8 protein-coding genes are annotated in these 14,039 nt (G+C 45.2%); 6 read left to right on the top strand and 2 right to left on the bottom strand.

Annotation, left to right across the window (positions count from 1 at the left end; genetic code table 11):
• Nucleotides 1-253: 253 nt before the first annotated feature.
• Both gltB and GJS45_RS14520 read left to right on the top strand, forming a co-directional pair.
• The gene (gene gltB / locus GJS45_RS14515; protein ID WP_162342573.1) at nt 254-4,747 is read left to right on the top strand and encodes a glutamate synthase large subunit; all 4,494 of its coding nucleotides are present in this window, start codon (nt 254-256) and stop codon (nt 4,745-4,747) included.
• A 1-nt stretch (nt 4,748) separates the two neighbouring features.
• A complete protein-coding gene (locus tag GJS45_RS14520) occupies nt 4,749-6,224 on the top strand; it encodes a glutamate synthase subunit beta (RefSeq protein WP_162342574.1) in 1,476 nt (491 codons plus the stop codon).
• A 339-nt stretch (nt 6,225-6,563) separates the two neighbouring features.
• Here GJS45_RS14520 and GJS45_RS14525 read toward each other — a convergent pair whose 3' ends face one another.
• Together GJS45_RS14525 and GJS45_RS14530 are read right to left on the bottom strand one after the other, a co-directional pair.
• Nucleotides 6,564-7,436 (bottom strand): receptor L domain-containing protein, encoded by an 873-nt coding sequence (locus tag GJS45_RS14525; protein WP_162342575.1) that lies wholly within the window; start codon nt 7,434-7,436, stop codon nt 6,564-6,566.
• Between the two features lie 393 nt (nt 7,437-7,829).
• Nucleotides 7,830-8,927: an amidohydrolase family protein gene (locus GJS45_RS14530; RefSeq protein WP_162342669.1), complete on the bottom strand. Its 1,098-nt coding sequence runs from the start codon at nt 8,925-8,927 to the stop codon at nt 7,830-7,832.
• A gap of 240 nt (nt 8,928-9,167) precedes the next feature.
• Between GJS45_RS14530 and rnhA the strand changes: the two genes are divergently transcribed.
• From rnhA to GJS45_RS14550, 4 genes are all read left to right on the top strand, one after another.
• Nucleotides 9,168-9,635 carry a ribonuclease HI gene (rnhA, locus tag GJS45_RS14535; protein WP_162342576.1) on the top strand — a complete coding sequence of 156 codons (468 nt, stop codon included), beginning with the start codon at nt 9,168-9,170 and terminating at the stop codon, nt 9,633-9,635.
• Nucleotides 9,636-9,694: 59 nt separating this feature from the next.
• The gene (locus tag GJS45_RS14540; protein WP_162342577.1) at nt 9,695-10,354 is read left to right on the top strand and encodes a tRNA1(Val) (adenine(37)-N6)-methyltransferase; all 660 of its coding nucleotides are present in this window, start codon (nt 9,695-9,697) and stop codon (nt 10,352-10,354) included.
• A 59-nt stretch (nt 10,355-10,413) separates the two neighbouring features.
• The gene (locus GJS45_RS14545; RefSeq protein WP_162342578.1) at nt 10,414-12,696 is read left to right on the top strand and encodes a glycosyltransferase family 4 protein; all 2,283 of its coding nucleotides are present in this window, start codon (nt 10,414-10,416) and stop codon (nt 12,694-12,696) included.
• A gap of 332 nt (nt 12,697-13,028) precedes the next feature.
• Entirely contained in the window at nt 13,029-14,039 is a 1,011-nt protein-coding gene (locus tag GJS45_RS14550; RefSeq protein ID WP_162342579.1) for a glycosyltransferase family 4 protein, read from the top strand.

Here is a 14,039-nt window from a genome sequence, read left to right on the forward strand (position 1 = left end):
ACCCGATAAGGCATTAGCCTTTGTAAAGGAAGGCGAAAATTTAAACCATAAAATTCAAAATAAACGTAAAAAAACCTTACATCAGTTCGTTTTTAAAGGTAATCTCTTATTCTTGTAATCATAATTTTTCATTTCGTTACAAACAATTCTTTCATTTTTGTTTTACCTTTATTGTCTAGAATTTAAAATTTGAAAAATTTATTGTGAATTTTTCAAACTGAATTCAATACCAGTTACTAATAAATATAACAGAATGAATCAAGGATTATATCGTTCACAATTTGAGCATGATGCCTGCGGAATAGGGGCTGTTGTAAATGTGAAAGGCCAAAAAAGCCATGAAACGATAAGTGATGCGTTGCTGATGCTTAGCAATATGGAGCATAGGGGAGGAAGGGGGAGCGATCCCAAAACCGGAGATGGTGCCGGAATCCTGATCCAATTGCCCCATACGTTTCTGAAGGAAGTTACCCGACGGCTTGGATTTGAATTGCCGGAAGAGGGAAGCTATGGCGTAGGCATGGTTTTCTTCCCCAGAAATAAACAGTTATATAAGAAAAGTAAAGCACAACTTAATAATATCATTCAGGAATTGGGCTTTGAGCTATTGGGCTACCGGTCGGTACCCACGGATGAAACGGTTCCAGGGTCCGGAGCATTGGAAGTGATGCCGAATATTGAGCAGGTATTCGTTCGGCATAAGGACAGCCTTTCCGGTATTGATCTGGAAAGGAAATTGTACGTGCTACGAAATTTCGCCACCCGCGACATTAATGCTTCCATTCCCGGTGTCAATGATGCTTTCTACTTTGCCAGTTTTAGTGGGCAGACAGTAATCTACAAAGGACAATTGAGAACCGACCAGGTGCTTACGTTTTACAAGGACCTGCAAAACAACCGGCTTACTTCTGCCATAGCCCTGGTACATTCCAGGTTCTCTACGAATACCTTTCCTAACTGGAGGTTGGCACAACCCTTTCGTTTTCTCTCCCATAACGGAGAAATCAATACCATTCGCGGCAACCTGAACAAAATGAGGTCCAAGGAGACGCTGATGAAAACAGCACTGTTCACGGACGAAGAACTTCAGATGCTGATGCCGATCACCAATGCCAAGCATTCCGATTCTGCCAATTTGGATGCCATGGTGGAACTACTGGCACTCAGTGGACGAAGTCTTCCGCACGTCATGATGATGCTGGTGCCAGAAGCCTGGCAAGACAATAAGACCATGGACAAGAAGAAAAAGGCCTTCTACAAATTCCATGCTTCCCTGGTGGAGCCCTGGGATGGTCCGGCGGCACTGCTTTTTACCGATGGAAAATCTTTGGGAGCCACCCTGGACCGGAATGGATTGCGTCCCCTGAGGTATTTTGTTACTTCCGATGATCGCCTGATTCTTTCCTCTGAGGCGGGAGCCCTGCCGATTCGCGATGCTACCATTGTGGAAAAAGGGAGGATCAGCCCGGGCAGGATGTTATTGGCGGACCTTGCTAAGGGAAAAGTTGCCTTCGATGAGGAGGTAAAAGCAGAAGTTTGCAACAAAAAGCCCTACGATGCCTGGATACGGAAGGAACGGCTAAAGCTCCGCTTGATCCCGTCCCCGAAAGCACTTTCCCTGCCCTATACCACCGAAAATATTCGGAAAAGACAAACCATCTTCGGATATAGCCAGGAGGATTTGAAAGTATTGTTAGCCCCCATGGCAGATACAGCCTATGAACCTATCGGCTCTATGGGTGCTGATACACCTCTGGCCGTACTTTCGAAGCAAAGTCAGCATATAGCCAATTATTTCAAGCAACTATTTGCACAGGTGAGTAATCCGCCGATCGATCCTATTCGGGAACGACTGGTGATGTCGCTTTTCACCAGGATCGGTGAAAGCCATAATATTCTGGAGGAGAGTCCGCAGCATACCCGGCAGATTCATATTTCTCAGCCTGTATTGGTTAACGAAGACCTGGAGAAACTCAGAAGCCTCGAGGAAAGGGGCTATCGCGCCGCTACCTTACAGGCACACTTCACTGCCGATCACAAGCCGGGGCGATTGTTAGAAGCATTGAATCGCCTGTGTCAAGAGGCAGAAGATGCTATTGCGGCGGGTAAAAATATATTAATTATTTCCGATAGGGATTGTAAGCAGGAAACCGCGCCCATCCCGTCGCTTCTGGCGGTGGGAGCGGTTCATCACCATTTGGTCAACCAAAAAATACGGACCAAAGCCGGAATAGTCGTGGAGGCAGGAGATATCCGTGAAACCCACCACTTTGCCACCGTGATAGGATATGGTGCCAGCGCCATAAATCCCTATCTGGCCTTGGAAACGCTACTCTACCTCAACGAGAATGAGATGCTTTCCAAAAAGATCCCGCAGAAAAAACTCTTTGAGAATTATAAGGAAGCTATCGGGAAAGGGTTGCTTAAGGTATTGTCCAAAATGGGTATCAGTACCCTGCAGTCCTACCAGAGCGCTCAGATTTTTGAAGCCATAGGGCTGGGACCTGAGGTCATCGAAAGGTGTTTCAAAGGCACGGTCAGCCGGATCAGTGGCGTTTCTTTCGATGAATTGGCAGATGAGGTGCTGGTCCGGCATCACGCCGCCTACGAGACAGAAAGCCCCTTATTGGAAGCAGGAGGTATTTACCAGTGGAAACGAAGGGGAGAAAAGCATTTGTTTAATCCCGAAACGATCCACCTGCTGCAAAAATCTACTCGTCTGGGAGATTATCAGTTGTACAAAAAATTTGCACAAAAAATAAATGACCAAACCAAGGATGCCCTGACGTTGCGTGGTCTCCTTGAGTTTAAGAAAAGGATTTCCATTCCCCTTGATGAAGTCGAGCCGGTGGAAAACATCCTGAAGCGCTTTGCCACAGGGGCCATGTCCTTCGGGTCCATTTCACATGAGGCCCACTCTACCCTGGCCATTGCCATGAACCGTATGGGTGCCAAAAGCAATAGTGGAGAAGGGGGAGAAGACGAAATCCGTTTTGAGAAGAAGCCCAATGGCGATTGGGAGCGGTCTGCAATCAAGCAGGTAGCCTCCGGCCGATTCGGTGTCACCAGTAATTACCTTTCCAATGCGGATGAGTTGCAGATCAAAATGGCCCAGGGTGCCAAGCCCGGAGAAGGAGGACAGCTTCCGGGCCATAAAGTAGATGATTGGATTGGTAAGGTTCGGCATTCCACCCCTGGCGTAGGCTTGATATCGCCTCCTCCTCATCACGATATTTACTCCATTGAGGATTTGGCGCAGCTCATATACGATCTCAAAAATGCCAACCGAAAAGCAAGGATCAACGTGAAGCTTGTTTCACAGGCTGGCGTTGGTACGGTAGCGGCAGGTGTTGCCAAAGCACAGTCGGATGTAATTCTGATTTCCGGTGCTGATGGCGGTACAGGCGCATCTCCCCTGAGTTCGATCCGGCATGCAGGATTGCCCTGGGAGTTGGGCCTTTCGGAAGCGCATCAAACGCTGGTAAAAAACAATCTCCGCAGTAGGGTGACCCTTCAAACGGATGGACAGTTACGTACAGGACGGGATCTGGCCATTGCCGCCCTGCTTGGAGCGGAAGAATGGGGGATTTCTACGGGTGCCTTGGTAGTGGAGGGATGCATTATGATGAGAAAATGCCACCTCAACACCTGCCCGGTAGGTATTGCCACCCAAAATCCCGAACTCAGAAAGCTATTTACGGGAGATCCGGATCATGTGGTTAACTTCTTCCGGTTCCTTGCCGAAGATTTACGGGAAATCATGGCTTCGCTTGGTTTCCGTACCGTAAATGAAATGGTGGGACAGAGCGATGTGTTGAAAGCTGCCAATGGGCAAATGAACCATTGGAAGTGGGATAAACTGGACCTGAGTCCGATTTTCCATAAAGTGGAAGTGCCGGATCACGTCGGCATTTACAAGCAAATCGATCAGGACTTCAGGCTGAAAAAAGTACTGGACAGGAAGCTAATAGAAGTAGCTACCCCCGCTTTAGAGCAGGCAAACCCTGTCAGAGGAAGTTTCGAAATCAAAAACGTGGATAGAACCGTTGGGGCCATGCTTTCAAATGAGGTATCCAAGTTTTTCGGAAGTCCCGGATTGCCGGATAATACCATTCATTTTAAATTCAAAGGCTCTGCCGGTCAAACGTTCGGTGGCTTTCTGGCAAAAGGCATTACCTTCGAACTGGAAGGTGAAGGCAATGATTATTTTGGAAAAGGACTATCGGGTGGAAAACTGATTGTATACCCGAACCGAAACGCCAATTTTGTCGCCGAAGACAATATCATCATCGGCAACGTGGCCTTCTATGGAGCCACTTCCGGAAAGTCCTTTATCAAAGGGAAAGCTGGCGAACGCTTCTGTGTCAGGAACTCCGGTGTTGAAGCGGTGGTTGAAGGTATTGGAGATCATGGATGCGAGTATATGACGGGTGGTTTGGCCGTTATCCTGGGGGAAATAGGTAGAAATTTTGCCGCCGGTATGAGTGGTGGAATTGCCTACATATTCAAGGAAAATGTAGGCAACATCAACAAAGAAATGGTGGATATTGATCCATTGAACGAAGACGACTTTGCTACCATTAAGAGTTCCATTCAGGATCACCTGGAGTATACTTCCAGCAATATTGGAAGTACCATTCTGGAAAACTGGGAAGAAAACAAAGAGCGTTTTATAAAGGTTATTCCAAGAGACTACAAGGAAGTATTGAGAAAAAGAGCGTTGGAAAAATCAAAAACTTTAGTGTAATATGCCGGATAAGGAAGGATTCTTAAAATATAAAAGAGAGCTGGAACGCTCACGGTCGCCTGAAGATAGGAAAAACGATTACAAGGAAATACACAAGCCTTTGGATCCCAAAGTGCTGAACCAGCAGGCAGCCCGTTGTATGGACTGTGGGATACCCTTTTGTCACAACGGCTGTCCCCTGGGAAATGTCATCCCCGATTTCAACGATGCCGTTTACCAAAAAGAATGGGAATTGGCTTACAACATCTTGCGGGGCACCAATAATTTCCCCGAGTTCACCGGAAGGATTTGTCCGGCTCCCTGCGAAGCGAGCTGTGTGTTAGGCATCAACAAAGACCCGGTAGCGATCGAATTGATCGAAAAGAGTATCGCCGAAAAAGCCTTTGAGCTTGATTTGGTCAAGCCAAAGATTCCGACTCACCGAACAGGTAAAAAAGTAGCCGTTATTGGCTCCGGTCCGGCAGGCCTTGCAGCGGCTGACCAGTTGAACCAGGCAGGTCACGAGGTGACCCTTTTTGAAAAAGACAAGGAAGTAGGGGGCTTACTGCGTTACGGCATTCCCGATTTTAAGCTAGAGAAATGGGTGATCGACCGACGGGTAAATGTGATGAACGAAGAGGGGGTCATATTTAGTAAGGATACCGAGGTAGGCTTTAACATCAAAGCCGACAATATTCTTCAAAATTACGATGCAGTGGTCTTGTCCACAGGAGCCCAACACCCCAGGGATCTGAAAATTAATAACAGGGATGCCAAAGGGGTTCACTTTGCTATGGAATTCCTGGGGCGACAAAATCAGGTAATTGCAGGGGAATTGGATGAGAATCCGATTAGTGCGAAGGATAAGCATGTCATCGTGATCGGTGGTGGGGATACCGGAAGCGATTGTATCGGTACCTCTAACCGGCATGGCGCAGCTTCTGTTACCCAGTTGGAATTACTTCCCAAACCACCTCAAGCGAGGACTACCCTCAATCCCTGGCCGGAATGGCCTATGACGATGAGGACATCTAGCTCCCACGAAGAAGGTGCAGAGCGGGTTTGGTCGGTTCTTACCAAAGAATTTACCAAGGATTCTAAGGGCATTGTCACAGGGCTGTCGATTGTAGAAATAGAGTGGAAGGAGGAAAACGGGAGGATGCAGTTTTTCGAGATTGAGGGCACCGAAAAAACCTTGCCATGTGATTTGGCTTTGTTGGCGATTGGATACCTTGGTCCCAAATCTGGTCTTTTAGAGGCTTTTGATGTGGATCTATTGGAAAACGGGCTCCCCAAATCCAAAAATTACCAAAGCTCTGTTCCCAAGGTGTTTCTCGCAGGAGACATGCGCCGGGGACAATCCCTGGTCGTATGGGCCATCGCAGAAGGAAGAGAGTGTGCTGTAGAAGTAGACAAATTCCTTAGTGGTGGTAAATCTTCGCTGGCCAGAAGGGATCAGTCCTTCTATTCCTATGAGCAAAGTGAGGCGGAAGCCTAAAATTGATTAGTTGATTTTATGAAGTAATACAAAAGGCAGTTTTAAAAAGCTGCCTTTTTTTAGGTAAACCCAAAAATGAAAAAATCGATCGTATGACCCAATCTCCGGAAGTTTTATTCTTGCGTGGCATGCCATTCAGGTTCAACCCCATCTGGGGTTGGAAGTACTTGGTGGTCAGCAAGCCGTGGGCTGCACCCACGGTTATTGTTGTTCAGGCCCTTCAGGCCTGCCTTTCCTATTCAAAGGATCGCTGTGAAAAAACGAACATAATAAAATTTAATTTGGAATAGGAAAAATAACTACAGTAGCAGGTCAATAAATATACTAAAAGCATATCAGTTAGTTACTACAGTTTTCATCAGAAAGGTTGTTCAAATCTGGATTATTTGCGTTTCCAGTGACATTGGGTTGCCTATTTGAATTGGCGGAATTTATGTTTTTTAAAGCACAAAAATCTTCAAGATTCTCATTGGAACTAATTTGTATCATCTCGCCCACGATAGTTAAATTTTCCAATCCTTTTAGAGATTTGAGTTGGGGATTATTTTGAATGAAAAGTCTTGATTTAACCTCCCTGAGGTTTTGTAAACCTTGAAGGGAGTTTAAACTTTCATTTTCAGCTATTAACAACCAGCCTACTTTGGAAAGATTTTCCAGTCCGTTTAAGCTTGTTAAATAGGTGTTTTTTCTGATAATAAGATCACCTTCTATTTCCCGAATGGAATTTAGTGGAGATAAGTCAATAGTTTCTTGATGGTCTGTAATCATAATATCTCCAATTATTTTGGTATAACAGAGGGCTCCAAAATCTTCAATCATTTTCTGAGAAAGCAAATGAACCCGTCCCTCAAATGTCCTCCCATCACAAGCAGGCTCCTCTCTAAATATCACTTCTTCTTGGTCCAAGCCAAAATCCTCCGGACTATGGCCTTTTGTGGACAGAGATGTTGTGGACAGACTATTTTCAATACTTTCTGTAGCTTCAAATGGCATAGGAAGGGCATCTGGTACCGCCGAAGAAAGGGGAGATCCTTCCAGGGGAATCGCATAAATCGCTTCCCCCTTGGCATCTTCAAGCCATAACCTGGTGAGCTGGTAGCGCCCTATTGGCAGGTTAAAAAGTTCGAATCGTACTTCATTCCCATCAAGGATGAAATCGTCAACCTTTTTTGGAAAACCTTCAAGCACGCCATTTTCATCTTCAATGGCCATCCAAACAGATACCACCTCCTGAAGTCTTTCGGAAGAAATTCGGCCATTAGCCGAAGATGGAATGGGTTCGTTAAGGTCAATGGAAAATGAAACTTCTGCGGAGGGCTTATTTTCTGGTGTAGGATCAGACGTACACGAAGCTCCAAAAACAAACAGCAATGCCCCAACCAGAAAGGTGGAAAAAGGGAAATTTTTCATGGTAAAAAAAAGAAAGCGTAAAAAACGATTATAATAAGTTGATAAAAACAGACTAAAGAAAAATGGTCTCGAAATATACGTTCAATCGATTTATTTTTCCAAAACAATTAAAAAATTCTTTTCAAATCCATCGGATGCAAACCGCTAGTAAAAGCCGATTTTAGGGTGTTGAATAAGGGTTGCCAACCCGATTAATTATTCCGGAAAAAGGCTGGCATCCATATTCGGGATGATGCGCAGGGCATTTTTATAATACACTTTTTTCAGCACCTCGTCCGGAAGGTCCAGTCCGTACATGCGCCAGAAGGCGTGGTATTTTTTGTAATAGGGGAAATACTCATCGGCGGTTTCCAATACCCGGAAATAGGTGTAAAATTCTTCCTTGTTGTAGGCATCTTTTCCAAACAGAATCCGGTCCTGATAGCGGATAAAAAATTCCCGGGCCATTCTGGGCTGCCGGCCAAATTCAGCAATGACGGCTCCAATACCAAAATTTACATTGGGATATTCCTCCAGGTGCTTTCCCGCTTTGGCCAGGTCATTGGCCATCCAGCCCATGTGGGCATTGATAAAGGTGGTTTCGGGATGCTTGCGGAAAATGTGATGCTGCTCGGCGATGATTTGTTCGAAAGGAGCCGGATTATCCGCGCCTCTTTTCCGGTTGGGGTTAATTTTCAGTTCCAGCCAACGCTCGTTGCTGGCATCCATAGGCTCCCAAAAGGGGGCCGGGTCTGCAGCATGGATCAGAACAGGAATTCCCAGTTCCCCACATTTGGCCCAAATCGGATCCAGGTCGGGATGATCGATTGGTACACGATTGCCGTTTATGTCGTTGACAGAAAGCCCCAGGCTTTTGTAAATTTTCAGTCCATTGGCACCATTTTTCACATCCGTTTCAAGCTCTGCCACGGCATTTTTTACCCAATCTTCCCCACCAAACCCATCAAAGCCTAAATTGGTAAATACGATAAAACGACCAGGTGCTACCCCATTAAACCTGCGGATCATGGAATTGAGGTATTCCTGTGCGTCGATTTCTGAACGGCTGCGAGCAAAGCCCTTCCCACTAAGGTTGACCATGGTGGCCATATTCAGTTCATCCATTTCCCTTACGAGGCGGTGGATCAATTCCTGAGTTACATTCCATTGGTGGCTATGGATATCCACAAAGGGAAATTTGGCCTGCATTACCGGATTCTCAGGAACTACCAGCGTGGATACCGGCTCGTATTCTTCAAAACCCATTTCCTGAGATGTTGCCGGGTGAAAATAGAAACAAAAGGCAATCAACATTCCTGGTAATAGTTGTTTGAAGGAGAAAAAAGCATTTGCAGGCATAGGTGGTCGTTTTGTTTCAGCTTTGAATTTACTACAGAAAACCCAATCTTCCCGCATCTGATTGCCTGCTTTTTAGAAAATTCCTGCTTTTGCCACCTGGTGAGGGGAGGACGGAGCAGTTTTGCCTCAAACCGTGGAAAATTTCAGCCCTATTGATATTTAATGTATTTTTGTTTTTTGACTTGAAGACCAGCTATGATTAAAATTTATACCGACGGCTCCTCCAGGGGCAACCCGGGTCCCGGGGGATATGGAGTGGTACTCCTTTACAAAGACCTGCGGAAAGAGCTTTCGGAAGGTTTTCGCCGAACTACCAATAACCGCATGGAACTGATGGCGGTCATCAAAGGGTTGGAGGCGCTGAAGGTAGCGGGGATGCCCGTCACGATCTATTCCGACAGCAAATATGTGGTGGATGCAGTCCAAAAGGGCTGGATATGGGGTTGGCAAAAAAAGGGATTTAAAGACAAGAAAAATCCGGATCTTTGGAAAAAATACATCCCCCTCCATACCCGGTTCAAACCTCGCTTCCAATGGGTAAAGGGCCATGATGGCAATTTGGAAAACGAGCGGTGTGACCAATTGGCCGTTGAAGCAGCTTCCGGTGCTGCCCTGAAAACCGATGAGGGATACGAAGCCGACGGAAAGCAGGGCTTATTTTAACGATGGGGAATCATTATTTCAAATTTAAACAATTTTCGATCCGACAGGACCGCTGTGCCATGAAGCTGAGTACCGATGCGGTTCTGCTAGGTGCCCTGGCCCGTCAGAGCCATCCAGAAATGATCCTGGATATCGGAATGGGTACGGGGGTTATCGGATTGATGCTGGCACAGCGGTATCCTATTGCCCGGGTACATGGGGTCGAATTAGAGCGGGAGGCTTTTTCCCAGGCTTCAGAAAATATCCAGGAAAGTCCCTGGAAGCATAGGGTGGCAATTTTCAACGATTCTTTTCAGCATTTTTCTCAAAATAGCGACCAAAAATACGACTTGATCGTAAGTAATCCCCCCTATTTTTCGAATCACCTCAAGTCGGTAAACCCAGGTAGAAATGTCGCCTTGCACAATGAACAACTTTCGCAAAAAGACCTGTTGAAGGGGGTGGAGCAGTTATTGCGAAAGGATGGGCTATTTTGGCTGATTCTGCCGCCTAGAGAAATGAACCTGTTTAAGGAAAGTGCACAACGCTCGAAGCTACGCCTTCAGCACCGCTATCTGATTCGAGATCAACCACATCATAATCCCCACCGGGAAATTTGTTCATACGGAATGGACACAGAAATTGCTGACTTGGTAGTAGAAATCACCCTAAAAGAAGATCCAAAACGGCATAGCCAGGCCTACAGTGAATTGGTAAAAGATTTTTTGCTCCATCACTAAAAAGGGTTGCATATTTCCTTCATCAGCAAGGGGGCCTGATATTTGCAGTGTCTAAAGCTATGAAAATTGTATATATCGGCACCTATCCCCCCCGCGAGTGCGGAATTGGTATTTTTACTCAGAACCTTTACCAATCAATGGTAACCAAACCTGGTTTTTCGGAAGAGGGTAGGGAGCACCAATCGGTTGAAGGATTTGTGGTAGCTATGAGCGACCACGATCTTGATTACAACTATCCGGAGGAAGTAAAAGCAATTATCCGGCAGGAACACCAACGCGACTATTTGAAAGCGGTCAAGTTCATCAATCTTAGCGGCGCAGATGTATGTATCTTGGAACATGAATTCGGGATTTTTGGCGGGCAGAACGGGATGTACATCCTTCCCATGCTTCACCGCCTTGAAATACCCCTTATCGTCACCCTCCACACCATTCTGGAGAAACCCTCCTATAATGAAAAGGCCGTATTAGAACAGATTTGCAGAATGGCTTATAAAGTGGTGGTGATGAGTCATAAGGCAGTCGAGTTTCTCACCACCATTTACGAAGTGGACAAGGATAAAATAGCACTTATTGAACACGGAGTACCGGAAATTCAATTTGATCAAAAACAATCTAAAAAGGAACTAAAGCTTGAAAAAAAGAAGTTTTTACTCACTTTTGGGATCATCAGTCGGAATAAGGGGATTGAAACCGTCATAAAAGCACTGCCTAAAGTCATCGAGAAGCATCCCGAAGTGGTCTACATGGTACTTGGAAAAACCCACCCAAATGTGCTCCATCACTCAGGCGAAGAATACCGAAACTACCTTCATTTATTAGTTAAAAACCTGAACCTGAGAGACCACGTTATTTTTCTGAATGAGTTCATTGCTCAAAATGAGTTATTCAAATACCTGTCAGCCTCAGATTTATACATTACTCCATACTTAAATGAGGCCCAGATTACGAGCGGCACCCTTTCCTATGCCGTAGGAGTAGGTTCGGCCGTTATTTCTACGCCCTATTGGCATGCCACCGAGCTATTGGATGAAGGAAGGGGCCGGTTGTTTAACTTTAATGATTCGGAGCAACTATCAGGCATTCTGATGGAACTGTTGGATGATCCCAAAGCACTGAAAGAGATCCGGAAAAAGGCGCGGGATTATGGAAAAACCATCACCTGGTCAAAATCCGGAGATAAATACGTCGCGCTTGCCAAAGAAGTATCCGCGGCAAGTCCACACGTTTTATCCCCCGAGGATACCTTAATAGACCCTCTTTTGCTACCCCCCTTTTCCCTGGATCATATCAAAAGGCTTACAGATGATACGGGAATTATCCAGCACGCCAAGTTTGGCATCCCGAATCTGAAAGAAGGCTACTGCCTGGATGATAATGCCAGGGCCTTGCTGATGGTACTAATGGACTATAAACAGACAAAGGATAAACAAGCGTTAGCCTTGGCACCTATTTACCTGAGTTACATTCATTACATGCAAAATGAAGACGGTACTTTCCGTAATTTCCTCAGTTTCAGCCGGCAATTCCTGGATGAAGTAGGTTCGGAAGATTCCTTTGGAAGGACCATCTGGGCACTGGGGTACCTTTTAGGCAATGCGCCCAATGATGCCTACTACCAAACTGGAAAGCTTGTTTTCTTTGATGCGGCCCCCAATTTCGAAAAACTTCAATCTATCAGAGCGATAGCCAACACCATGTTGGGAATAAGTTACTACCTAAAAGCCAATCCTGGAGATGATTCCATGTCTGAGCGTCTAAGAAACCTTGCCTGGAAACTGGTCAGGCATTATGAGGCCAACAGTTCTGAGGATTGGAAGTGGTTTGAGGCCTTGCTTGCCTATGACAATGGCATGTTGCCGCTCGCCCTTTTGAATGCAGCAGAAATACTTAATGAGGATCGCATTACCGAAGTAGCGTTGGAAAGCATGAACTTCCTTACGAGTGTCACGCTTAAAGATGGCTATTTATCAATCATTGGTAATGAAAATTGGTACGAAAAAGAAGGGGAACGTTCTCTATTTGCACAGCAACCCATCGATGCACTTGCCATGATTCTAATGTACCAACAAGCATTTCACCTTACCAAAAACAAGGAATACCTGACAAAGTTGTTTTCGTGTTTTATGTGGTTTCTGGGTGAGAATGACTTGCGGATGAGTTTGTTCGATTTTGAGACGAAAGGCTGTTGCGATGGCTTTGAAAGCTATGGTGTTAATCGGAATCAGGGAGCAGAAAGCTCGCTGGCCTATTTAATTTCCTATTTGATTGTTTTGCAGGCCTTTGAAGAATTTGAAGAAAAGGATTTTATACCGGAGTCCTTGCGGAAAGTAGTAAAATAATAATTACAGTAATCCTATCCTTTCTAAAAGTAAGGCGTACCTTGGCGGGACTTTAAAAATGATAGAAGGGATCGTATTATTTTTTGTTGTTATTTAATTGGAAAGAAACGGCCGTAGGATGGTGTTGAAAGAGGTGTTTGTTTTCAGGTAGATTTTGTCCGTTTGTTAATGGATTGCTTATCTTAATCCACCGAGTAGGATCGACTGCCAGTGAGATGTGGGAGAAAAAATTACCCTGTTCACTTTTCTACGTTTTGAAGGCACTGATGGCCTTCAACTGCTGGGAAACCCTTTAAAAAACCACTTTTTAAATAGTAGCTTTATTCGAAATTATGAAAGTAGCGGTTTTATCCCCCATTGCATGGAGAACCCCACCCGTAAAATACGGGCCTTGGGAACAGGTGGCTTCTAATCTCGTGGAAGGGCTGGTAGAAAAAGGTATTGATGTCACTTTATTTGCCACCGGAAATTCCATAACCACCGGAAAATTGGCGCATGTTACCGATAAGGGCTATGCGGAAAATCCAGCTATTGACCCAAAAGTTTGGGAAAGCCTTCATATTAGTAATTTGATGGAGCAAGCAGGCAATTTTGATTTAATTCATAATCACTTTGACTTTCTCCCGCTTAGCTACTCCCGTCTGATAAAACCACCCATGATTACCACCATCCATGGGTTTTCTTCGGCAAGAATTCTTCCGGTCTACAGAAATTACAATCCAGACAATTTTTATGTTTCTATCAGCAACTCCGACCGCCATCCGGATCTTGACTACATCGCGACGGTTTACAATGGCATCCATCCGGATGAATTTACATTCCGGAAAAATGGCACCGATTATTTATTGTTTTTTGGCAGAATTCACCCCGAGAAGGGTACCTACGAATCCATACAGATTGCCAAGCAATCGGGCAGAAAGTTGATCATTTCCGGGTTGGTTCAGGATCAGGATTACTTTAACGAGAAGGTAAAACCCTTCATTAATGACGATGATATTGTCTTTGTAGGTAATTCGGGCCCAAAGGAAAGGGACCAATTATTGGGAGAAGCCTATGCCTTACTTCATCCGATTAGTTTTAAAGAACCTTTCGGTTTGAGTGTGGCAGAATCGATGATGTGCGGTACCCCTGTCATAGCATTTAATTTAGGCTCCATGGCGGAATTGATTGTGGATGGGAAAACCGGGTTTTTGGTCAATACCATCGAAGAAGCGGTTACTGCAGTGGGCAATATTGCATCTATCGATAGAAAAAGCTGTAGAAAAGAGGCACTTTCTAAATTCAGCAGGGAAAAGATGACCGAAAGTTACCTTCAGGTTTATCACCAAATTTTGAATGGGTAG

The sequence above is a fragment of the Cyclobacterium salsum genome (genome assembly GCF_010119245.1).
Lineage (GTDB): Bacteria > Bacteroidota > Bacteroidia > Cytophagales > Cyclobacteriaceae > Cyclobacterium > Cyclobacterium salsum.